This is a genomic window from Nostoc sp. UHCC 0252 (assembly GCF_034931145.1).
In the GTDB taxonomy this organism is placed as follows: Bacteria; Cyanobacteriota; Cyanobacteriia; order Cyanobacteriales; family Nostocaceae; genus Nostoc.
Genome location: NZ_JAYGHE010000037.1, coordinates 1 through 22,592, shown reverse-complemented (window position 1 = coordinate 22,592; position 22,592 = coordinate 1). Strand labels below are relative to the sequence as shown.

Here is a 22,592-nt window from a genome sequence, read left to right as displayed (position 1 = left end):
GTGATTTTACTTTTCTCGAATTTATCATTTAATTTGTTGTATTTCAGGAAAAACGTCATGTCACAACCTATTACTATTACCAACGAAGATATTATTAATCAAGTGAAGCTATCCTGTAAAACTCCTGAGATAATTGAAGAGATTGTTAACCGCAAGCTTATTGAAAATGCGGCAGTGATGGCAGGTATCAAAGTAGAAAGTGAAGAACTTCAGCAAGCAGCAGATAAATTCAGATTAATGTATAAACTTCAGAATGCTGAAGAAACTTGGATATGGCTAGAAAAACATGGCTTATCTTTAGATGATTTCGAAACACTTGTCTATTACAGGCTTCTATCTACTAAATTACTAACTCATCTGTTTTTAGATAAAATTGAACCTTACTTTTTTGAAAATAAACTCGACTATACTGGTGTGGTAATGTATGAGGTTATCTTGGATGATGAAGACTTGGCAATAGAACTTTTTTATGCAATACGCGAAGGCGAGATAAGTTTTTATGATGCTGCTCACAAGTATATCCAAGAGAAAGAGTTACGCAGAAAAGGCGGATATAGGGGAACAGTGTACCGCAAAGATTTGAAACCAGAAATTTCTGCCGCAGTATTTGCTGCTAAACCACCCGAACTTCTCAAACCTATCCTAACTTCTAAAGGAGTACACCTGATTTTAGTTGAAGAAATTATTCAACCCCAACTCGATAATCTGCTGCGCCACAAAATTGGCTTAGATTTGTTACAAGAATGGCTAAAGCCACAAACTACTCAAGTTGAAATTACAACAGTTTTGAATTGAGTAGACTACAACAAATACTTTATCTTTTTAGCTTGTAGGGTGGGCATTTAAACGCCCACCCTACATATTTTATTATTATTTTAGCCTTGCTTATATCCCAGGATGAAGAGTTGATACATTTTCCTTTGTAAGTTTATTATGGGGCATTAAAACCACTTATTTATTTACTATAAGACTTACATAAAACTACCAAAAATTATGATTTGGGCTATTTTTTAGGTAAGTCTTGTACCAGTTATACATAATTCAGTATGAAACTTGGTAATTTGCATGTTTGTTCTCTTGATTATTCCTCAAAAGCAGCCCAAGGAGGTAACTCCTGGGCTGCTGTTTTAATATACTTCTAATTATTAGAAGTTAAGTTATGGAACTTTCAGGTGTAGATTACCACTCAACACAAATTGCAGACCACAAGATTGAAACTTTGGCACCGCCTAAAATATCTGTAACTTCTTGCTCTGTCAACTCATGTAGAAAGCTTTCAGAATCTTGAAATAAATCGGCACCAGCAGGACGTAAATTAGAGATTGCAATGTTAGCCATAGTAGCTTGACTCCTAATTAAGTTTGTTTGATTTGGATTGAGGATTTGTATCTCCTCTTCACATTTATATCATCGACGATTTTCTTGCTTATTACAAGGTGTAAAACACTAAAAAGGGTGCCAATAAAAATGCACTTTTGAGTTAAATCAGCAATGAAACAATTAGAAAAAATTTTATAAAATATCGGGTAATCTTGATTAAGATATCAAAGTTTTATATTTTAAGTTTGGATGTTGCTTACATTATAGATTGCAGCCGAAAACTGCTTAAAAAGGCATTTAAAAATTCAGATATAACGGATATATGTTTAATTTCTATATGCATAACTAAAACATTTATGTCTCTTTTCATTTCTAGTAACAAATCTGAGCCACTGAACTCCCTGTTTGTTAAGTTAAGTTTTCCCTAGCGAATGGAATTTGTGGCTATACAGACAAAACCCACGGAGGTGGGTTTCAAATCCTTTGAGTCCGAGTAGGCGGACTTCTTTGCGAGACGCTACGCGAACGTTTGTGTAGCCGCGATTTCTGATCGCCTGGTATATTTGCTCCTACTCCTACCTGATGTATTATGCCTCTCTACGAAGCGCTGTACGTAGCTCGCTTCCGTTTAGGGGTTCCGGTATGTAGATACCTATTAAGAAGCCAATACGCCTGAAAATACAAGGGGTGAGCAAGATGCTGCTCTCGCAAAGATGCAATAAAACGCGATCGCCCCGCCCCGATCGACGAAAAATCAAGGATCTTAAAATACTTGTACTCAGACACGGCTAGATAGGCACTGTTAATAAGTTATAAATAAGGACTTAAGGAATACTCACCTTATAATTACCTTTACTGATTTTAAAAGTACGAAAACTAAAAAATCAGCTTAAAAATTATCTTAAGCTGAAGTAAAAAGTTAATGATAAATTAAATTGAAATCTTTTATAGCATTTCTCATTCTAAGTTAGGTAAAAGGTAGAGGGCATAGCTATGCGCCCTTACAAATTTCTATACCTGATGTGATTGGAAACCGCTATATATACTAAATAGATGTTTTTGAGTATACCAGTATAAGCATTAGTTACTCGTATTTAAAACTTGATAAATATCTTCAGAATTAGAATTCAAATAGATACGATCCAAACTGATGCCTAAAAGAGAAAACTTTTCAAAGATGGCCTGTTTCCGTGCTTGTGGTGAATTATCACTTTGATGCCAAGCCATCAGCAAACCATTTGCCACAATTTGACAGCGATTCATTCCAAAACTTTCCTGAGCAGCGAATTTTTTGTCTGGTTCTTCTGCTAACCCTACTCCTAACGCTAGCTGCTTGGTAAATAAAGGAACCTCCGGCTGAAAAAGTGATCTGTGTTCTTGATATACGGTTTTTAAAACTTGCCTAACTACTTCATAGTCTCTTTTGTCAAAGTAAAGCACACCTGAATCATAGCGTTGGTATTCTTTTGGATTGTACAAAACTTTAAAGCTGAAAGGAATTACTAATTTATTCAGCCCTTGTGTCAAACTCTTCATTACTGCAACAGCACCTTGAGGAATGAGGTTAAAATAGGTGCGTACAGTCAAAGGCTGAGTTTTTATATCCTCAACATATCTTAAGCCTACATTACTAACTGCCGTATAAAAGCCATTTTGCACTCGATTTTTTGGCATTCTAATAGCTACAGAATCACCTACTAAAGCGGCTTTTTCAAGAGTTTTAAGATGCTTATCACGCTGAACATATAGCCTTAGACCGCCCTTGCTAACCGTTAAATTACCATTAGCTTCTTCTTTCACAACAGACCAACCAGGGTCAAAATAACCTTCCCCAGAATTATTTTCATGCAATTGTTCGTAAAAATCTAAATCTACTCCTAGAAAAGTATTATTCTCTAAATCTAAGGGCAAACTATTTGTTTCTCCATCTAGTGCTAAAGCATTTTTTGTAGAACCGTTGTAATAGATGCCGTATATAAAACTTCGCAGTTGCAGATTCAAATATTTCTGCTGCATCTGCTTGGGCATTTTTTGGAAACGGCTAACTGCTTCAGATGGTAATTCTAAAGGTTTGTAATCTGGATGACGAATCGAGAAATCAGTATGAATCTCAATCTTGTGAACAATATCTTCTAAAACTTCCGCTAATTTTCCAGTTAACTCAGTGAAACGTTGTGGTTGAGTCAAATCTAATAGTGACATCATAATTTAGTGGTAACAAAATATTTCAAGCAACAGAAGCATGAAAGCCAGTTAATTCAATAGCAGTATTACCAAAAAGAGTTGGCATCGATTCTTCAGGACGACATAATAAAGCTTTAGCAACCTGAAGCATGGCAATTTCTGTGTTTCCAAAAGACTTTTGATACTGAATTACACTTTGAATTCGTTGAATCAAAGCAAAACCTACAAATTGTACCACTCGTAGTAAAAAGTCTGGATGGCGTTCAATAATTTGGGGAAATGTCTTTAAATAAGCTTGAGTTAATGCCAAAATCGAGGGTTGAAGTAGTTCTAAAGGTGTTATTGCCAAACGCAAAGATTCTTCAATACTTAAAGAATTACTAATAACTAAGCTACTTAACCAAATTTGCATATAACTACTGATTAGTATGCCTAAATCAAAAGCTGGATCTCCCCAAGTCGAGCGTTCCCAATCTATTAGACGTATAATATTGTTACTTGAATTCTGCCAATCTCTTTGTAAGAGGATATTGTTCAGCTTTAGGTCATTGTGAGTTAAACAAGAGGGTATTATGGCATTACCCAATTGCGCGATCGCCTCTCCTAAACTATCATACCTTTGATAGAGGACAAAAAATTTTAAGCCACTATCAGGGACTAATCCAAAAATTTCTGGGCTAATGCGTTCTAATTTCTGGATCAAATACGATGTTTGATCGTTTATGAGATTATTTGAGTTCGCAGAGACAAAATTTTGATAATCTTGGTTGTTGAAAGTATCACGATGTATAGTTGCGACAGAAGTGCCAATTGCTACAGCAAGTTCTGTAGGCCAGGTATTTTCTTTTGCGTAGAAATCAATTAAATCCCGATAATCATCTAGATATCTAAAGATAATAATAGAATTTTCGGCATCGAAATGCAGCATCTCCGGTAAAAAAACGCGGTGATGTTCTAAGTTAGGAAATCTTTGTAAGAGTTCTTGTATTCGCCACTCATAGAAAAACTCACCCGATGCTTCGCCTTGTTGATTATGTCGTTCTTGCTTAACTAGAAGTTTGCGATCGCCTGGTAAAGTAACTAATAGATTGAAATTTTTTGCTGGAATTTGTTCTACTTTAATAAATAATCTTTCAGACTGATTGCATAACCTCTGCTTAACTAAGTAATCGAAAAAATTATGAGAGTTTAATAGAAATGCCATAAGCTTTCAATAGATCAATAAATTTTCTTAACAATATGCAAACATAAACTATTTTGATAAATATGAAATTGTGGTAGTTGAGCCACTACCACAGGCTGCTTATTTTGAATTCTGCAAGACTGATTAGAAATTTAATAAGAGAAAGCCACCGATGACAATTCTTACTCCACCTCTAATGTTTTTCTCTTCTTCTTCAGATAATTCTAATAGTGTTTCTTCTGCATCTGAAGCTTGATTTCGTCTTGCAGATGCATTCACAACGGCTTCTTCAATCAAGTTTGTAATTTCAATCTGGCTTGTGAGATGTTTCTGATGAATGTTCATTGACATAATTTTCTCCTTAACTTAAATAAATTTTGCAAGTTTACTTAACCAACAGTCGGTGTCGCCACTTTCACTAGTAATTCAGAGGAGGTGTAATTATCTGTAACAACTTGCGGACAACGCATACAAGCTGCCTTACCTTCTTGTTGCCACCATCGGCAATCTCGGCGTATAGAACAAGGTGGTAGTTCTTCTACTACCGTCGGGAAATTTTCTACAATTCGCATTGCTAGGCGACAATCTTTCCCATCAAAATGCTGACAACTCTTAGTTGCACAGGGTGCAGCTGTCCGAAAAATTTCAGTGGGTGTTACTGGACTAGCTTTTGCTATCAGTTCATCTGTTACAGCTTGTGGCTGCTTAAGATAAGCTATGCGGGGTTCTTTGACTGTGCCACCAACGACACCGAAAACAACGCTGTCCTGCCATTCTGGTCTAGCACTAGGACAAAGTGTAGTCTTTTCTGTAGCAATATCTTCCATAAATTGAACCTATAGTGAATCGTATTTTTCAGTTGATGGAGATTTACAGCTAGCTTTGGATTGAATTCTCCATCAACCTAAATAAGCAAATTAAGCCTCCAATGGTAGTGCAATCAATCCGACAATAATCGGATATTTCAAACCTATACCACCTGCGACATTTGCTATTTCTTCATTAGACAAACTTTGCAAAGCATCTTCTGAATCCTCAACTGGGTTTCGTCGTGCTACTGCATTATTAACAGCGTCGTCAATCAGATTATTAATTTCTAATTGAATCTTTGAGTTATTTCTATTGCTTTCCATTGTGCTTACCTTCAAAATATATAACTAGGTATAGGCTAAATCACTAAATATTGTGATTTCCTAATCTGTTTATATTCTAGGCATGAGGACAAAGATTTAACTATGCTTTGAAACTTTATAACCAGACAGAAGTAAAACTTTTATGTCACTAAATGATAAATTAACTCTTGTCAGTAATAATTGTTTGTCAATAAAGATTTTTTATGCATGAATATCTCCAACATTAGACTTTTTCACCAATTATTAGAGACTATTTAATTAAATTTGCGTCCGTTAATAAAACATTTATGTCACAAAAACTTTCCTAAATGATAGGCAAAGTCTAAGAGGATTTTTGAAAAGTCTAATTTATTACTCACTGGGCGACTGGAAGTCGCGGCTACACAATCAAAACCCACCTCCGTGGGTTAAAACCATTGATTTTCTCTTAGTCCGCGGAGGTGGACTTAGTTTGTATAGTAGCCTTCGCGTAGCGTGCCGGAGGCTCTATTCTATTACCTAAAACTTTTCAAACATATTCTAAGGGCACTCAAGATAACTTTCAATTACCATTTCTAATCTGTAATTTCTACCCTTTCAAACAAAGCCCGATAAACAGGTTCACCCTTTTTTTGTGTACCTATTTCCCGTTCTGTGGGGACTGGTAGCGGGTTTTCTGCTAACCATTCTTCAGTGCCAACTTTCTGATAAGCTGGGTGAGCAGCAAAGCGATCGCGCATTTCCACTGCGATAAATTCCATATCTGATTGCACAAACACAACCCCACCAACCGCCAGATAACTGGCTAACTCCGCCACTAGTTCTGGTTGCACTACACGACGTTTAGCATGGCGGGTTTTAAACCAAGGATCGGGGAATTGAATTGTAACGCGCTGTAAACTTCCTGGGGGGAGAGAAGATAAGAGCGATCGCAGTGAGTTATTTACATTGCAAAATAAGTAGTGCAGATTTGTTAAAGCCAATTCAGAACGTAACTTGTTCGCCTCTACTACCAACGGTTCTCGAATTTCTAAGCCGAGATAATTCCAATTGGGTTCGATACTGGCCATTTTTAACAAAAATTGCCCCTTAGCGCAGCCAATATCTAAATGTAGGGGTTGATTGGGCTTTGCAAAAATTTTTTCCCAATCAAGGGGACTTGCTGGCGTTTGATACTTGTTAGCAAGTGGATTCACATGCTGGCGGACTCTAACTGCTGCCAAAATTTTCTCTCCTCTAAGTGAAAATATCCTGATGCACTAACTGTAAAACTCCTTTCGATTGATCAACTATCACAAACGTTTGAAATTTTACTCAATCAGGAAACGTAGCTTGCCGCCGTAGGCATCGCTTTATTAAACAAAAGCCAACGTGTTCTTGAGTGTTAAGGAAAACGTAATACGCAATCGCAACTCATACCAGGCATCCGAAAGTAATCACCTATTTCTAGTTCTTGGAAAGTCATAAGATCCTCAGAATTTTTAAGAAATAACGGTTATAAAACTAAGAGTTTATAAGGCCAATTTTAGATTGTTCTATTAAATTTACCCTGTCATATTTAAAGTTAGACAAATTTGCACTAAACAATCTTTTAATTCACTGCTCTTGTTAAACAGCTAAAGGCTTCTCAAATTTAAGTTATTGTATCTTTTTTAACTAAATGTTAGGATTACCTGCCCAGGCAAAAGAAGGCAATATTATGCTAGAATTGTATCAAAATATAGCAATTATTCAAGAGCAATTTAGAATAATTTTGCGCTTTGTTGAGTAAACAAGCTAAAATCTACGATTTTTGGAGATTTTTAGGTTATGACAACCTCACAGGAGAGGATTATCCCGATAGATTTGCGAACCGAAATGTCGCAGTCTTATCTGGAATACGCCATGAGCGTGATAGTGGGTCGGGCGTTGCCAGATGCCAGGGATGGACTCAAACCTGTGCATCGCCGCATTCTCTACGCAATGCACGAGCTAGGTTTGCTCCACGATCGCCCCTTTAAGAAATGCGCCCGTGTAGTGGGGGAAGTGTTGGGTAAATATCACCCCCACGGCGACACAGCAGTATATGATGCCTTGGTGCGGATGGCGCAGGATTTTTCCATGCGATCGCCCCTAGTTAACGGACATGGTAACTTTGGTTCGGTAGACAACGATCCGCCAGCCGCCATGCGGTACACAGAATGCCGCTTACAAGCTTTAACTAGTGCTGGTCTACTCCACGACATCGAGTATGAAACCGTAGATTTCGCCGATAACTTCGACGGTTCTCAGCAAGAACCGACAGTTTTACCAGCGCGAATTCCCCAATTATTGCTCAACGGTTCCTCTGGGATTGCCGTGGGTATGGCAACTAACATTCCGCCGCACAATTTGGGCGAATTGATTGATGCTTTGGTGGCTGTAATCCACAATCCAGAAATCACCGATCTCGAATTAATGCAGTATGTTCACGGCCCAGACTTTCCAACTGGGGCGCAAATTTTGGGAACATCTGCCATTCGAGAAGCTTACACTACCGGGCGTGGTTCTATTACCATGCGTGGTGTCGCTAACATTGAAACCGTTGAACAACGGGGACGGCCAGATAGAGAAGCAATTATCATCACCGAATTGCCCTATCAAACCAATAAAGCGGCGCTAATTGAAAAAATCGCCGAAATGGTGAACGAAAAGCGGCTAGAGGGTATCGCAGATATCCGGGATGAAAGCGATCGCGACGGGATGCGAGTTGTGATCGAACTCAAGCGTGATGCTTATCCCCGCGTCGTGCTGAACAACCTTTACAAGCAAACGCCACTGCAAGCCAACTTCGGCGCGAACATGCTGGCGTTGGTGAATAGCGAACCCCAGGTACTCACCCTCAAGCAGTTTTTAAGCGTCTTCTTAGATTTCCGCATCGAATCCATTGCCAGACGCACCCGTTACGAACTGCGGAAAGCCGAAGAACGCGATCATCTCTTGCAAGGATTGTTGATTGCCCTATCCCAGTTAGATCCAATTATTGTCTTGATTCGCCATGCGCCCGATGCACCCACAGCTAAAGGCGAATTAATCACAACTTATGGACTCTCGGAAGTGCAAGCAGATGCGATTTTGCAGATGCAATTGCGGCGGTTGACTGCCTTAGAAGCAGACAAAATTCGTTTGGAACACGACGAATTGCAAGCAAAAATTACCGACTTGCAAGATATTTTGGCACGCCGGGAGAGAGTGCTAGAAATTATCGAAACTGAAGTTGGGCAACTGAAAACTAACTTTGCCACACCCCGCCGCACGATAATTTTACCAGGGGAAGGAGATTTAGACGATCGCGACCTAATTGCCAATGAAAAAGCAATAATTCTGGTGACAGAGCAAGGTTACATCAAACGGATGCCAGTTAATACCTTTGAAGCACAAAGCCGTGCTACCAGAGGTAAAGCCGCAGCTAAGGTAAAAGATGATGATACCATTGAGCATTTCTTAACTTGCTGCGATCACGACAGTATTTTATTTTTTAGTGAGCGTGGTGTTGTTTATTGCCTGAGAGCTTATCAAATTCCAGCAAGTTCGCGTACTAGCCGAGGGACACCAATTGTCCAGATGCTACCGATTCCCAAAGAGGAAAAAATCACCTCGATTGTACCTGTTGACGAGTTTAGCAGTGAAGAATATCTGGTCATGCTCACTAAGGGCGGCAATATCAAGAAAACCGAATTGGCAGCCTTTAGTCACATTCGCGCCAATGGTTTGATTGCCATTTCCTTAGAAGAAGGCGACCAACTGCGCTGGGTGCGACGCGCTAGAGTAGAAGACAGTGTAATCATTGGTTCTCGTAACGGGATGGCAATTAACTTCCGGTGCAACCACGAACAACTGCGTCCTTTAAGTAGGGCGACTCGTGGGGTGAAAGCCATGAAACTCAAAAATAAAGATGAACTGGTGGGTATGGATATTCTGCCCGCAGCAATTCTGGAAACTTTGGATATAGTTACAGAAGCCGAAACAGAAGATATCGAAGCAATCGAGACAATCGAGACAATCGAAACAGAAGATATCGAAATTACTGAAACTACTGAAGAGTCCGCAGAAGTGCCTAGCAGTGGCATTGTTGGCCCTTGGGTGTTGGTAATTACGATGGGAGGATATGGTAAGCGCGTACCCGTTGCCCAGTTCCGACTGCAAAATCGTGCTGGTCAGGGTTTAATGGCAACCAAGTTCAAAAACCGCAAAACTAAAGACAAGCTGGCAACCCTACGCATTGTCAACAATGATGATGATGAAATCATGATGGTGACAAATCGCGGTATTATCATCCGTCAAGCTGTAAATGCAATTTCTATCCAATCGCGATCGGCAACTGGAGTCAGAGTACAACGTTTAGATGAAGATGACGCTATTACCGGAGTAGCAATAGTTCCACCTGATGCTGCCGATGCAGAAGAAGCAGAATAAAAAGCAGGGGGAAAGGTTAACCACCTTACTCCCTTATTTAATTGCCTTAGTTAGCGGCATTTCAATGGGGCTAACTGTAGCCCCAGTAGGTGCATGGTTCCTGGCTTGGATTGCCATAGTTCCCTTATGGGTGCTAGTTGTAACTTCAGCCAAAGGTAAAAACCAATTCCCCCCGGCTTTCTTCTGGGGTATTGGTTTTCACGGTGTCGCCCTATTCTGGATTACCGGAATTCATCCGATGACATGGTTGGGCGTTCCCTGGTTGCCGAGTTTGGCAATTACGATTTTTTGTTGGGGATTTATCAGTGTCTTGGGTGGGATATTCCTCACTATTTGGGCGGCTGTAATGGTTCGCCTGGATGGGAAAAAACCGTTGTTACGTGTATTGATTGGTACAGCCGTCTGGTGTGGCTTAGAGAGTCTGTGGAGTGCGGGGCCTTTGTGGTGGAGTTCACTGGCTTACACGCAAAGTCCGCACAATCTTGTAATTGTACATCTGGGGCAACTCTCTGGGCCTAATACTGTGACAGCTGCGATCGTTGCTGTGAATGGCTTAATTGCTGAAGGATGGACGAACCGCCAAGACGCCAAGGACGCCAAGATTTTCTCTGCGTCCTCTGCGCCTTGGCGGTTCGTTAATAAATATTGGGTTGTCGCCACAGGATTATTAATTGCCTTACACCTCATCGGTTTTTTCTTATATAGTCGTCCCATCACCCAATTACCAGAAGCAGCGTTAAAAGTGGGGATTGTTCAGGGTAATATCCCGAACCAACTTTTACGAAGTTCCGAAGGATTTCGTCGCGCCCAAGAAAATTACACCACTGGATATCTGACTTTAGCAGACCAAGGTGTAGATGCAGTTCTTACCCCAGAAGGAGCCTTACCTATTTTCCAGCGCAACTTGATGCAAACTGCCTTAGTCGCAGCAGTAAAGGAAAAAGGCGTAGTTGCTTGGATTGGGGCTTTTGGCGAACGGGGAGACAGTTATACAATTAGCTTGTTTACTTTTAACAGTAAAGGTGAAATTGTCAGCCGCTACGATAAGTCCAAACTAGTACCTTTGGGAGAATATATTCCCTTTGAAGAAATTTTAGGTGGACTAGTTCAACGGTTGTCGCCTTTGGAGGCACACCAAGTTCCTGGTTCAGCAAATCAGATATTTGACACTCCTTTTGGTCGTGCGATCGCTAGTATATGTTACGAATCCGCTTTTCCTGAACAATTTCGCCGTCAAGCTGCTGTGGGTGGGCAATTTATCCTTAGTTCTTCTAACGATGCCCATTACACTGCATCGATGCCATTCCAGCACCATGCACAGGATATCATGCGGGCAATTGAAACCGATCGATGGTCAGCACGGGCAACGAATACAGGATATTCAGCCTTTGTAGATCCTCACGGCAGAACCTTGTGGATGTCTGGATATAATACTTACGAAACTCATGCTGAAACAATTTATCAGCGACAGACACAAACTTTATATGTGCGTTGGGGTGATTGGTTAACGCCTTTGTTATTGGGATTGAGTGTCTTAGGGTGGTTTGTGCAGAGAGTGATTAACTAACGCTAATATCAGATCATACTACAGTGACATCATAGGACTAGTATTTGATTTATGAAAAAATCTAAGTGTATGTAGTGGCTTGAAAAGGCTAAAATAGTCCATTAGATGTAGGTTGGGTTGAGCAACGCGAAACCCAACATGGATCGGAGTGTTGGGTTTCGTTCCTCAACCCAACCTACAAATTTTTTTGCAACAATTTAGCCTTGCCACGCCACTACTGAAATATTTTCAGAAATCAAATATGATTCCTATACATGAGTTACTGTTTTGTTTTCTAACCGTACTTGATTGCGGTGTGCAAAGCTTTACTTCAAGTGAGACAAAATGTTAGGTAATTCTCCATTTTGTCTATTGTAAAAAATTATATTTTACTAAACAATTACTTACTAACTACACAGCTTGAGCTAATTTACAATTATCCAGAAGGCTGAAATTTAAACACAATATTTCATACCTAATTAAGTTTAAAAAAAATGTATGAGCAATAATTAGCTGGCTTTAAAATGTTTTAATAAAGTTATTATCAAAAGTCTAGTAGAAGCAAAAACATGAAAGGTTTTAGGAAGTTATCCTCAATAGCACTATTGCTATGCGCCTTTGTGTATCCGCCCTCATTAGCTGAAGCAAAAGATATTTCTTTAAGTAATGCTCGCAATGAACAGAGCGCCGCACCAGAAGCTAACGTAATTGGAGATAAAACTGGAGAGCTTTTAATTGCTCAACGGCGGCCAGGACGATACCGAATCATTCGAAGACGGCAGATTATCCGACGGCGGCAGCCTTACGGACGATACCGGGTTATCCGACGACGGCCGACTTACGGACGCTACCAAAATATCCGACGACGGCAGCAGTCAAGACAACGGCAGATTATCCAACGACGGCAACGCTACGAACGTTACCAAAATATCCGAGGTCGTTATTATTAATGATGGCTGATACAGCTAACTAATGGTTAGTGATCGGTGGTTGAACCACTAACCACTAACTATTATTATCTTCTAATGACTTGCTACTACCTCTCCTTCAAGGCGAACTAGTCGGTCTGCCAAAAGTTTTTCAAGGTCTTCTAATGCCTTGGTGAAACCTTTGATGCCTTCGTCTAGTTTGTCAGTTGCCATGCGGTCTGCGGCGTGCATCTTGTCATAGGTAGCTTTGTCAACGGATATCTTTTCGATTTCCAATTTTGCTGCCTTAGCGGGGTCAAGTTTGCGTGGCAGTTCTCCAACAGTTGACTGCAATTCAGCTAAAAGTGATGGCGAAATAGTTAGCAAATCACTACCTGCAAGTTCAGTAATTTCACCAAGGTTGCGGAAGCTAGCTCCCATAACTTCGGTTTTATAGCCGAATTTCTTGTAGTAGTTGTAGATTTTGGTGACGGACAAAACTCCTGGATCTTCGGTTGCTGGGTAGCTATCGCGTCCGGTATCTTTTTTGTACCAGTCAAGAATCCGACCGACGAAGGGAGAAATTAGGGTAATGCCGGCTTCTGCACAGGCGATCGCTTGGTGAAGACCAAACAACAAGGTAAGGTTACAGTGAATACCTTCTTTTTCGAGAATTTCCGCAGCGCGAATACCTTCCCAAGTGCTGGCGATTTTAATCAAAACGCGATCGCGGCCAATTCCAGCAGCTTTATACTGAGCAATTAAGTCCCGTGCCTTAGTTAAGGTAGCTTCGGTATCGTAAGACAAGCGAGCATCTACTTCTGTAGACACGCGACCGGGAATGATTTGCAAAATCTTTAATCCAAAAGCAACTGCCAAACGGTCAAAAGCTAGAGAAACTATCTGTGCTTGGGTGGCTCCGGCTCCAGCATCTTTCTTCGCTTGGAGTAAAGTTTGATCGACAATTTCCTGATATTCTGGCATCTGCGCCGCAGCAGTAATCAGCGAAGGATTGGTGGTGGCATCTTGGGGTTTGAACTTTTCAATTGCCTGGATATCACCTGTATCTGCGACTACAACAGTCACTTGTCGCAATTGTTCTAGTAAATTCTTAGACATAAAAGACTCCGTGATGTTTATTTAGGATTTACTTATTCCCCAGTTCTTTACACTCTTTACTCTTCCTTCAATTCTGATTCTGGCAATTTTTTTAATTATTGCCCAATTTTGCTTACTATCTTGGGCCACAGCCTTATTCTAAGTGCCTTATGCAGAAATTGGCTGTCCAATGGAATGCACTTTGATTAAACTAGTTGTTCCTGATTTACCAATTGGAACACCAGAGGTAATTACTACTTTATCGCCCTTATTCGCTAAACCCATATCTACAACTGTGTTCACCACATTGGTAAACATCTCTTCGGCATTATGGACTGGTGGGATCAGCAAAGCTTCCACACCCCAAGAAAGTGCTAGTTGGCGATAAGCAGTGATGTCTGAGGTGAGGGCAATAATGGGAGAAGTAGGGCGATATTTAGACACCATTCTCGCCGTACTTCCTGATGAAGTGTTGCAGAGAATTGCCCGTGAGCCTGTTTCATAAGCGATGCGACACACCGCTTCTGCTACAGATTCAGTAACGCTGAGACTACCTGCTTCATGACACCAAGCATGTCTGCTACCCTCATCTAAAGCCTGTTCTGTCCGCACGGCGATGTTGTGCATCATCTCGACGGCGGCGATGGGATATTGTCCAACAGCTGTTTCACCAGAAAGCATTACTGCATCTGTACCATCTAAGATAGAGTTGGCTACATCGGTTGCTTCGGCGCGGGTGGGATCGGGGGCGCTAATCATCGACTCTAGCATTTGGGTGGCTGTAATCACCGGTTTGCCAGCACGATTGCAACGACGAATAATATCTTTTTGAATTAGGGGGACTTCGTGAATTGGTACTTCTACCCCTAAATCGCCACGAGCAATCATAATCGCGTCCGCAACCTTCAGAATGGAGTCAAAATTTTCTACTGCTTCTGCTCTTTCGATTTTGGCAATTAAGCGGATGGAAGCACCAGCAGCTTCAATCATGCGCTTGGCGGGTTCTAAGTCTTGTGGCGATCGCACAAAGGACACCGCTACCCAGTCTACACCCAACTGAATCCCAAAGCGCAGATCCAGCAGGTCTTTTTCGGTGATCGAACTAACAGGTAAAGGAGTTTGTGGTAGGTTTACTCCTTTGTGTGTAGAAATTAACCCGCCAATTTTTACTTGTGCCCGAATGCGATCGGCATCGCGATCGGTAACAATTAACTTGACGCGACCATCGTTAATCAAAATTGGTTCGCCTGGTCGCACCATTGCGAACAAAGTCGGCAATGGTAAGGGTAGTTCGTCGATACTCTCACCCTTTTCTTGCAAAACAAAAGTTACTTCAGTACCAGCTTCTAAATTTAACCCTTCTGGTGGTAAAGTTCCTAAACGAATCTTTGGGCCACACAGGTCTTGCATAATTGCGATCGGCTTTTGCTGCTCATTACTAATTTGTCTGAGATAATGAGCAGTTTGGGCGTGGAATTCATAAGCTCCGTGAGAAAAATTCAGCCGCGCCACATTCATTCCAGCTTTTATCAAGGCTTGCAGCTTTTCGGGTGCAGATGTAGCTGGGCCAACAGTACAAATGATTTTGGTTCGACGCATAGGGATTAGGGGTTGAGGAGTAACCTGCAAATTTGGATGGTTTGAGCGATCGTCCGAGCCATTCAAATTAACGTGTGCTTTATATCACTGGTTTTGTAAATAAAGATACTAAATGGCGTTTTGTTTTCGCGGTATTTACCATTTGACCCAAATCCCAAAAGTCAAGGGTCAAAAGTCAAAAGTTAATGACCAATGACCAATGACTAATGACCAATCAAACCACAGCAGCTGTCTGTGCGATTTTTTCTTTTTGTGACATAGACAACATCAGGTCAATCACGCGATTCGAGTAGCCCCACTCGTTGTCATACCAGGCAATTACTTTAAAGAAGTTGGAGTTCAACTCAATCCCAGCACCTGCGTCGAAGATACTAGAATGGGTATCGCCTTGAAAATCTGTGGAAACTACTTCTTCATCTGTGTAACCCAAAATACCAGCTAGAGAACCTGCGGCAGCTTCCTTCATGGCAGCACAGATTTCTTTATAACTAGTAGCTTTGGCAGTTTTGAAAGTTAAATCAACTACAGAGACATCAGGAGTCGGAACTCGCAAAGCCATACCAGTCAGCCTACCCTTCAATTCTGGTAAAACCAACGCTACAGCTTTAGCTGCGCCTGTGGAAGAGGGAATAATATTCTGGCTTGCACCTCGACCACCCCGCCAATCTTTCTTGCTGGGGCCGTCTACAGTTGGCTGGGTAGCAGTCATGGCATGAACTGTGGTCATTAACCCTTCGGTCAACCCAAAGTTGTCATTGATGACCTTAGCTATGGGAGCTAGACAGTTTGTAGTGCAGCTAGCATTAGAGACAATGATATCCTTGCTGGGGTCAAACAAGTGATGATTTACACCCATTAGTAGGGTAGTAACTCGATCTGGATCCTTAGTGGGAGCGGAAATTACTACTCGCTTTGCACCTGCTTTCAGGTGGTTTGCGGCTCCTTCGTGGTCAGTGAAGAGTCCGGTAGCTTCTACAACATAATCTGCGCCTAATTGTCCCCAAGGTAACTCTGCTGGGTTCCTCACCGATACGCAAGGAATGAAGTGTCCGTCAATGAGGATACCATCTTCCTTGGCTTCAACCTTGTGCTTTAATCTGCCGTGGGTTGAGTCGTACTTTAATAGGTAAGCGAGGTTATCTGGTGGTACTAGGTCGTTAATGCCTATAAACTCAATGTTGGGGTTATCGATGCCAGCGCGAAGCACAAGTCGCCCGATTCGACCGAAGCCATTGATACCAACCTTCAATTTAGTCAAGATTAAACCTACCCTTGTGGAAAGTTGAACAAAAGGAGAAAGTTAAAAGTCAAAATAGATTGCCTTTTACTCTTTACTCTATGATCGTGACAGTTTCAGTCAGCTAAGGCATATTTACTTGGCATATTTTAAGGATTGGGGATTGGGAATTGGGAAAACCCCCATTTACAAAGTCTGATATCAAATCCGGTAGCATCAGAGTAATATGATAGAAGCATGAGATATCTCAAAAAAATAAATTTTAGTATAAGTTACTTAAGGAAAAGCAATTAAAATAAAATCGCTTTTTCTCGGTATGGTCATTAGCGATCGCACCTAATTTGGAATGACCACACAAAATCGCATTGCTCCCCAGGCTTGCTAACCTTCCCAGACACCGCAAACAAATCCCCCATACTTAGAAGGTACAGGGGATTTTGGTTTATGCACGACCATCACGCCAATGCCCTCTAGAGTCGCCTAGCAAGGAATTTGGCGTAGTGGTTGGAGACGTTGGGCAGTGGGCAAAGTCGTTGTGGTGACGAATACGAGGATTATCAACCACGACAAAGTAACACAGGTGAAGGAGAATGATAGGTAAGTCAGGAAATCGAGTTTTGCCCCTAAAAATAAACTTTCAGACCTGGTATTTTATTTTTCATGAGTGTTAGTATTCCATACAACCCTACTACCATCGTAGATAACCACGTTTCCATCATCCTGAACTACAAGATAAGCACCAGAATGACCATCTGTGCCAGCAGCCCAAAGTACCTTTTTCTCAAATCCATAAATGACTAAATTTCCATCTGGCTGCATTGTACAATTCTCCACGGCATGTCCATTAGTACCTGAATTCCAAAGAGCTTTATCTGTTTTTGTATAAAGGACAAGATTCCCATCATCCTGTAATACAAATCTATAATGCTGATCTGTTGAGTACAAAGGTTTATTTTTTTGCAAACTTTCGTTAGGGTTAAGTTTATTAGTCATCGTTTTTTCCTTTAAAAAAGTCGAGTTTTCTTGAATCAAGCAGTTGTCAGGCTAGCTGCCTCTTGGAAGCCAGTTTAAATGCAGCAGCTTGCTATCAGGCTCAGTATTTTTACTGGAAATAAGTAAATGTATATTTATTTTTTGAAGAAGGCAGAGGGCAGAAGGTTCAATTTAGAAGGGGATTCAACACCGTACTTAATTGGATCCACCAAATTGATAATTTGGTGGGGGTCTTAAACCCAAGTTCGCTTTGGTCACGGGCACAGAGCAGAAAACAGTATTCCAACTGAGCCTCCTGCCTTCTGCCCTCTGCCTTTTTTGATAAACGTAGATTTACCCATTCGTAACAAGCCACGTAGCCTCGTTAATAGACTGCTGGAAAATTTAGTCATTGTATTATGAGGTGATTGGGGTGGCGATTGAGGATAAGGGAAAATTTGGGGGTTTTTGGGGGAAGCGATCGCACATTAAGAAATTTTAGTGACTGGATTTTTGCTCAATTGGGCTGGTGGTTGAGAGGGAGATGTGGGATTTTTACTAGCGATCACAATGGCAAAAATTTTGAAACTAGAGCGCCAATAAAAGAAGGAAAGAAGTTTACGAATCATTTAGGACTGCTATAGATCGCCCAGACTGTTTAAATAATTTGCCCTTGCAACCCACGATTCGTTAGGAGATAAACAGCAAAAGTACTTACCCAGTGACTAGCTGCATAATGTTCACTTACAATATCTGCTAATCCATGCTGACGATGGTGAAGGGCAGTAGAGCGAAGTGTTTCGATGCGGCGATCGCTATTTGGCAATCCAGAAATGATCCCCTCAAGCATCCAAGCGCGGCTGAGATTAAGACCGTAGAAGTGGGATTGCATATAATCTTTAGGATTATCTACTCCGGGTGGTTGTAACCAATTTGCGGAATTATCAATGGGTATTTGTGGAAGAAAATCGGTGAGCCAGTCAGCGAAAGCTGTTGTTGGCAGAACTCGCCGCATCAGGTCTGCTTCAGCAAGGCCAGGAGAGAGAAAATCGTAGCCAAGCGGCTCAAATTGTAAGGAGTAATTGCGATCGCTAAGATAAAATTGCCGTGCTTTATTCTCCAATAACTGAGTAAAATCAGTATTTTCGGTAATCCTTGCCCAATCTAGCATCAAACCAAGTGCAAAAGCTGTTTGGCTATGCACCCCTGTACGATTTGGCAGTTTCAGTTCGTTAATCCAGCGCTGTAAGTTATCTGCAATCAACTTTTCTAGCGGTTCCAATATAATCCGCCATTGTTTCGCTTGAGGATGATTCCATTCGTGAAGTTCCGCAGCCAGTTGCAGAAGCCATGCCACACCATAAGGAAATTCAAAAAAGGGCAGCCGTTGAAAATGGGCAATTTCTCCTTGAATCTTCTCAGGTGTTAGGCTTTGCTCAAGTGCTTGCTTTGAGGCTGCATTGAAGGAGGCTTCAGGAAAGTGACGCACCAGACGCACCAGCAACCAGTGACCATGTACGGCTGAATGCCAATCTAAGCAGCCATAAAATGCAGGAGTCAATTCACGCGGTGGTTTTATATCCTCGTCGCTATTAGCCCAATACAGACCACTGTGGGGATATTCCCGTCTGATACAATCCAGCACTAATTGAGCAAATTGTACTGCGATCGTTTCATTAATCTCCAAATTATCGGGTGGCATGGTCACTTATACCAATAAAGACATTGTATCGGGATGTATTGTACGATCACAAAGACGCGATAAATCGCCGTCTCTACAATAACCAGTCCTTTGTAGAGACGGCGATTTATCGCGTCTTTTGCCTTAACTAGGAATTAACCATCACTTGTACTTCCGGTTTTACCTTAGCTTCTGCTTCCAAAAATTCAGCGACTTGAGCCTCAATTTCATCGCGGACAATTTGGCGATACTCCAAGAAATGCTCAATTTGGGCACAAACAGCTAAGTAGCTACTCACCCCACCCGGATTATGCTGATACATGCTCCACAAGTTACGCCAGAATTGCCAGCGCGTCTGACGACGTACACCCTGCCGCCAACAAATGATCAGAAAAGCTCTGAGTACTTTCCAGTTCAATGGTTTCTTGGCAGCTTTGCCCTTTTTCGGGTAGGTTGCTTCGCCCAAAAGCCGGAAGTGTTTGTATGTACGCTCCAAAAACCGCTCTGGCTCATACAAATCACAGAATGCCTGCACATATTCACGAGCGATGTCTTCTAACGGTCGAGTTGGGACAAAGTTCATCAACGTGGTTTGGTTGATGTTGGCTGATTTATTGCGGAGTCGTCCTTCCTTTTCTAATCTATGCCAAAGGGCTGTATCTGGAAGTGCTTGCAACATACTAAATAAGGCGGTGGGTATTGCTGTTTGCTCCACAAACTTGACAATTCGTGCGCCGGCTCCGACTTTCTCGCCATCAAACCCAATGATAAAGCCTGCCATGACTCGCAACCCTGAGCGGGTAATCCTATTCACCGCGTCACTGAGCGAGTCTCTGGTATTCTGGTATTTCTGAGTGAAAGTGAGACTTTCTTCATCGGGGGTTTCAATTCCCAGAAAAACGGCTCCAAAATTACACGCTACCATCAAGTCCATCAGTTCTTGATCTTGGGCTAAATCAACTGAAGCCTCTGTAGCAAAGGAAAATGGATAATTATGTTCTACCATCCAGGGCAGAAGAGACTTCAAAAATAATTTGACATTCCGCTTATTACCAATGAAGTTGTCATCCACCATAAAAATACTGCGTCGCCAACCCAGTTTGTAGAGATAATCAAGTTCTGCTAAGAGTTGCTCTGGGTTTTTGGTGCGGGGTTTGCGACCGTATAGCACAATAATGTCGCAGAATTCGCACTGGAAGGGACATCCACGCGAAAATTGCACTGACATTTCCGCGTATGCTTCAAACTCTAACAAGTCAAAGCGAGGAGTTGGAGTGTTGGTTACATCTGGTTTTTCACCACCAGAGCGAAAAATCCCTGTGCGATCGCCGCGTGCGATCGCTGCTACAAATAAAGGTAGAGTAATTTCCCCTTCGTCCAATATCAAATAATCCACTCCGGCGGATGTCATTTCATCTGGTAACGCTGTCGGGAAAGGCCCACCCACAGCTACCCGTTTACCTCTCCGTTTTGCTTCTAATATCTGAGAGAGCAAATCCTCTTTTTGCACAATCATCGCCGACATAATCACCAAATCTGCCCAAGCCCACTCTGCCTCCGTACAGTCACGAACATTTCGGTCTACTAGCTTGTACTCCCACTCTTGAGGTAATATCGCGGCTACAGTCACCAAGCCTAAAGGCGGTAGCATTGCTTTCCGGTCTAATAAAGCCAGTGTTTTTTCAAAAGACCAAAAACTTTTTGGAAAACGGGGATATAGAAGTAAAACTTTCATATTTGATGTTTATAACCCTTGATCTTAGCTGCCGTTGAATTTACATACAACTGAGCTACTCTTGTAACACACTTAGAGAAGCCTTTGTATGCAGTAGCTGTAAACTCTACTATGACTGATTTAGACAAAGCAATATCTTGCCAAAACAATTATTACTGTTTTTAGACCTGAGAGTAGTCAAAATTGCTTAATGAGTCCGAGTAGTCCCATGACAATTTCCGAAAACCCTCAAACTATTGAACAGTAAAGGATTTAGCTAGGAATACAAGAAGTTCTGGGACGGTTCTAAACAAAACGAGTAGCAGTTCAATATCTGTTCTTTTTCTGACTTGGCAAATTGGCAACTCTGAGAAATTGACTGTGTTATTTTCAATACTATATAAGGTGTATTTGCACTTTCAAGCTATTTAGACGGGCTGCAACCCGTCTTTTTTATCCCCAGATTATTGTAAAAACTGTATTGTATTTATAAAATTGCGATGACACTTGTGCTGTGATCAGTTACCAGCACAAGTGTCATGACTAGCTAGAGAGTAAGTATTAACCTATTACTCCTGAAAGTGGGTGCAGTATTGTTAAATGAAAGCTATGCTTAGTTTCAGCTTTCAGATACCGTTCTTGTAAGGGTTGCCACTTCTGCCACGACTGGTAGCGATTTTCAGTTAACAAAGCAGCAAGGGTAGGAAGTTCAGTCTGGATTTCTGACTTCAAGACATCTGTAAGCCAGTCAGTTAAGACAGCACTATCCTGCATTGTACCCAAAATTTCTTGGATATTTTTCACTTCTGTAAGATAAGCTGCGTAAGACTCGCCATATAAGTCAGTAAATAACTCCATCTGGTAGCGTAGACGTTTTGCTTCTTTTCGCAAGCTGTGAAAAATTTCGCCTTCTGTTGTCAATTGTTTTTCTATCTTTTCTGGTTTCCAGTTTTTCTGGATTCTTACTTCTGATTCCACAAATTCAGTGCCAACTAGCCAAGCCGGATGCAGTAAAAAACTACTCACTTCTGGTAAAAGTAAATCTGGTAATACCTGCTGAATGGTAAAAGAGGCCAAGGGTTCATAACTAGGTTTCTCTAACCACTTGTCTAATGCATCTTTTAGAGACTTGTAAGATTCATCTTTTAACGTTTTTTGTACGCTTGATTGTACATCTTCACGTTGTTTAGCTAATGCGTTGAAAGCTGTTTTTAGATATTCTTGCTCTTTGCAGGGTAAGTTTGGTTTGTAATTATTTTCCAAACTTTCTTTAAGTACATCTAAATCTCTTAGACTACCAAGACGACGGGCTATTTTACCAATATTTTTATCGTTGACTGGTTTCGGCAGATCCACCGCTAGCCCAAAGCTATTTATAGATGTTCGTAAGCGACGCATTCCCACTCGCATTTGGTGTAACGCTTCTGGATCTTCATCTTTCTTTACTGATTTTTCCCACTTCAAGGTTTTCTTAAAGTGTTTTTCAATCGCTTGGTAGGCGTAGTCCCCTAGAGTTTTTACCGTGGTTTGTGTGGCTAGTTTCATAATTGATCTTAAATGACGATTACCTCATGAGGTTATTGCATAATAACATTAGTTAAAAA

At 41.3% G+C, this 22,592-nt stretch carries 20 protein-coding genes; 4 read left to right on the top strand and 16 right to left on the bottom strand.

What is annotated here, in order from left to right:
• Positions 1-57: 57 nt before the first annotated feature.
• Positions 58-795, top strand: coding sequence for a peptidylprolyl isomerase (locus VB732_RS20205; protein WP_323232688.1), 738 nt, complete (start codon positions 58-60; stop codon positions 793-795).
• 384 nt (positions 796-1,179) lie between these two features.
• Here the strand turns inward: VB732_RS20205 and VB732_RS20200 are convergent, their stop codons facing one another.
• From VB732_RS20200 to trmB, 7 genes are all read right to left on the bottom strand, one after another.
• Entirely contained in the window at positions 1,180-1,338 is a 159-nt protein-coding gene (locus tag VB732_RS20200; protein WP_323232687.1) for a hypothetical protein, read from the bottom strand.
• 1,062 nt (positions 1,339-2,400) lie between these two features.
• Positions 2,401-3,522, bottom strand: a complete 1,122-nt coding sequence (locus tag VB732_RS20195; RefSeq protein WP_323232727.1) for a T3SS effector HopA1 family protein — start codon at positions 3,520-3,522, stop codon at positions 2,401-2,403.
• Between the two features lie 25 nt (positions 3,523-3,547).
• The gene (locus tag VB732_RS20190) at positions 3,548-4,708 is read right to left on the bottom strand and encodes a phosphotransferase family protein (RefSeq protein ID WP_323232686.1); all 1,161 of its coding nucleotides are present in this window, start codon (positions 4,706-4,708) and stop codon (positions 3,548-3,550) included.
• Between the two features lie 123 nt (positions 4,709-4,831).
• Positions 4,832-5,038, bottom strand: a complete 207-nt coding sequence (locus tag VB732_RS20185) for a hypothetical protein (protein ID WP_323232685.1) — start codon at positions 5,036-5,038, stop codon at positions 4,832-4,834.
• Between the two features lie 38 nt (positions 5,039-5,076).
• Complete coding sequence (locus VB732_RS20180) at positions 5,077-5,514, bottom strand: nitrogen fixation protein (RefSeq protein ID WP_323232684.1); 438 nt, start codon at positions 5,512-5,514, stop codon at positions 5,077-5,079.
• A 90-nt stretch (positions 5,515-5,604) separates the two neighbouring features.
• The gene (locus VB732_RS20175; RefSeq protein ID WP_323232683.1) at positions 5,605-5,820 is read right to left on the bottom strand and encodes a hypothetical protein; all 216 of its coding nucleotides are present in this window, start codon (positions 5,818-5,820) and stop codon (positions 5,605-5,607) included.
• A 554-nt stretch (positions 5,821-6,374) separates the two neighbouring features.
• The gene (gene trmB, locus VB732_RS20170; RefSeq protein WP_323232682.1) at positions 6,375-7,022 is read right to left on the bottom strand and encodes a tRNA (guanosine(46)-N7)-methyltransferase TrmB; all 648 of its coding nucleotides are present in this window, start codon (positions 7,020-7,022) and stop codon (positions 6,375-6,377) included.
• Between the two features lie 586 nt (positions 7,023-7,608).
• On the opposite strand from trmB, the gene gyrA reads away from it, so the two are divergent.
• From gyrA to VB732_RS20155, 3 genes are all read left to right on the top strand, one after another.
• The gene (gene gyrA / locus VB732_RS20165; RefSeq protein WP_323232681.1) at positions 7,609-10,233 is read left to right on the top strand and encodes a DNA topoisomerase (ATP-hydrolyzing) subunit A; all 2,625 of its coding nucleotides are present in this window, start codon (positions 7,609-7,611) and stop codon (positions 10,231-10,233) included.
• The gene (lnt, locus tag VB732_RS20160) at positions 10,214-11,800 is read left to right on the top strand and encodes an apolipoprotein N-acyltransferase (protein ID WP_323232680.1); all 1,587 of its coding nucleotides are present in this window, start codon (positions 10,214-10,216) and stop codon (positions 11,798-11,800) included. Before gyrA ends, lnt begins: the two co-directional genes overlap by 20 nt.
• A 548-nt stretch (positions 11,801-12,348) precedes the next feature.
• On the top strand, positions 12,349-12,729 hold the full coding sequence (locus VB732_RS20155; protein WP_323232679.1) for a hypothetical protein: 381 nt from the start codon (positions 12,349-12,351) through the stop codon (positions 12,727-12,729).
• Positions 12,730-12,801: 72 nt separating this feature from the next.
• On the opposite strand, the gene VB732_RS20150 is transcribed toward VB732_RS20155, so the two are convergent.
• The 9 genes from VB732_RS20150 to VB732_RS20110 all read right to left on the bottom strand — a co-directional run bounded on the left by VB732_RS20150 (position 12,802) and on the right by VB732_RS20110 (position 22,533).
• Positions 12,802-13,806, bottom strand: coding sequence for a transaldolase (locus VB732_RS20150; RefSeq protein WP_323232678.1), 1,005 nt, complete (start codon positions 13,804-13,806; stop codon positions 12,802-12,804).
• A 147-nt stretch (positions 13,807-13,953) separates the two neighbouring features.
• Positions 13,954-15,384, bottom strand: coding sequence for a pyruvate kinase (pyk, locus tag VB732_RS20145; RefSeq protein ID WP_323232677.1), 1,431 nt, complete (start codon positions 15,382-15,384; stop codon positions 13,954-13,956).
• A gap of 214 nt (positions 15,385-15,598) precedes the next feature.
• Positions 15,599-16,642, bottom strand: a complete 1,044-nt coding sequence (gene gap, locus VB732_RS20140; RefSeq protein ID WP_323232676.1) for a type I glyceraldehyde-3-phosphate dehydrogenase — start codon at positions 16,640-16,642, stop codon at positions 15,599-15,601.
• 421 nt (positions 16,643-17,063) lie between these two features.
• Complete coding sequence (locus tag VB732_RS20135) at positions 17,064-17,186, bottom strand: hypothetical protein (protein ID WP_323232675.1); 123 nt, start codon at positions 17,184-17,186, stop codon at positions 17,064-17,066.
• Between the two features lie 86 nt (positions 17,187-17,272).
• On the bottom strand, positions 17,273-17,614 hold the full coding sequence (locus tag VB732_RS20130) for a hypothetical protein (protein ID WP_323232674.1): 342 nt from the start codon (positions 17,612-17,614) through the stop codon (positions 17,273-17,275).
• A gap of 467 nt (positions 17,615-18,081) precedes the next feature.
• A complete protein-coding gene (locus tag VB732_RS20125) occupies positions 18,082-18,222 on the bottom strand; it encodes a hypothetical protein (RefSeq protein WP_323232673.1) in 141 nt (46 codons plus the stop codon).
• 29 nt (positions 18,223-18,251) lie between these two features.
• The gene (locus VB732_RS20120) at positions 18,252-19,295 is read right to left on the bottom strand and encodes a DUF2891 domain-containing protein (RefSeq protein ID WP_323232672.1); all 1,044 of its coding nucleotides are present in this window, start codon (positions 19,293-19,295) and stop codon (positions 18,252-18,254) included.
• A gap of 127 nt (positions 19,296-19,422) precedes the next feature.
• Entirely contained in the window at positions 19,423-21,009 is a 1,587-nt protein-coding gene (locus tag VB732_RS20115; RefSeq protein WP_323232671.1) for a B12-binding domain-containing radical SAM protein, read from the bottom strand.
• Positions 21,010-21,549: 540 nt separating this feature from the next.
• Positions 21,550-22,533, bottom strand: coding sequence for a CHAD domain-containing protein (locus VB732_RS20110; protein ID WP_323232670.1), 984 nt, complete (start codon positions 22,531-22,533; stop codon positions 21,550-21,552).
• Positions 22,534-22,592: the final 59 nt, after the last annotated feature.

What these genes read in the sequence shown, in the direction of transcription:
- lnt (WP_323232680.1), top strand. Translation starts at nt 10,214, where the DNA reads ATGCAGAAGAAGCAGAATAAAAAGCAGGGGGAAAGGTTAACCACCTTA.
- VB732_RS20125 (WP_323232673.1), bottom strand. Translation starts at nt 18,222, where the DNA reads ATGATTCGTAAACTTCTTTCCTTCTTTTATTGGCGCTCTAGTTTCAAA.
- VB732_RS20110 (WP_323232670.1), bottom strand. Translation starts at nt 22,533, where the DNA reads ATGAAACTAGCCACACAAACCACGGTAAAAACTCTAGGGGACTACGCC.
- VB732_RS20150 (WP_323232678.1), bottom strand. Translation starts at nt 13,806, where the DNA reads ATGTCTAAGAATTTACTAGAACAATTGCGACAAGTGACTGTTGTAGTC.
- VB732_RS20195 (WP_323232727.1), bottom strand. Translation starts at nt 3,522, where the DNA reads ATGTCACTATTAGATTTGACTCAACCACAACGTTTCACTGAGTTAACT.
- pyk (WP_323232677.1), bottom strand. Translation starts at nt 15,384, where the DNA reads ATGCGTCGAACCAAAATCATTTGTACTGTTGGCCCAGCTACATCTGCA.
- VB732_RS20185 (WP_323232685.1), bottom strand. Translation starts at nt 5,038, where the DNA reads ATGTCAATGAACATTCATCAGAAACATCTCACAAGCCAGATTGAAATT.
- VB732_RS20130 (WP_323232674.1), bottom strand. Translation starts at nt 17,614, where the DNA reads ATGACTAATAAACTTAACCCTAACGAAAGTTTGCAAAAAAATAAACCT.
- VB732_RS20120 (WP_323232672.1), bottom strand. Translation starts at nt 19,295, where the DNA reads ATGCCACCCGATAATTTGGAGATTAATGAAACGATCGCAGTACAATTT.
- VB732_RS20200 (WP_323232687.1), bottom strand. Translation starts at nt 1,338, where the DNA reads ATGGCTAACATTGCAATCTCTAATTTACGTCCTGCTGGTGCCGATTTA.
- VB732_RS20175 (WP_323232683.1), bottom strand. Translation starts at nt 5,820, where the DNA reads ATGGAAAGCAATAGAAATAACTCAAAGATTCAATTAGAAATTAATAAT.
- VB732_RS20205 (WP_323232688.1), top strand. Translation starts at nt 58, where the DNA reads ATGTCACAACCTATTACTATTACCAACGAAGATATTATTAATCAAGTG.
- VB732_RS20115 (WP_323232671.1), bottom strand. Translation starts at nt 21,009, where the DNA reads ATGAAAGTTTTACTTCTATATCCCCGTTTTCCAAAAAGTTTTTGGTCT.
- VB732_RS20190 (WP_323232686.1), bottom strand. Translation starts at nt 4,708, where the DNA reads ATGGCATTTCTATTAAACTCTCATAATTTTTTCGATTACTTAGTTAAG.
- gyrA (WP_323232681.1), top strand. Translation starts at nt 7,609, where the DNA reads ATGACAACCTCACAGGAGAGGATTATCCCGATAGATTTGCGAACCGAA.
- VB732_RS20155 (WP_323232679.1), top strand. Translation starts at nt 12,349, where the DNA reads ATGAAAGGTTTTAGGAAGTTATCCTCAATAGCACTATTGCTATGCGCC.
- VB732_RS20180 (WP_323232684.1), bottom strand. Translation starts at nt 5,514, where the DNA reads ATGGAAGATATTGCTACAGAAAAGACTACACTTTGTCCTAGTGCTAGA.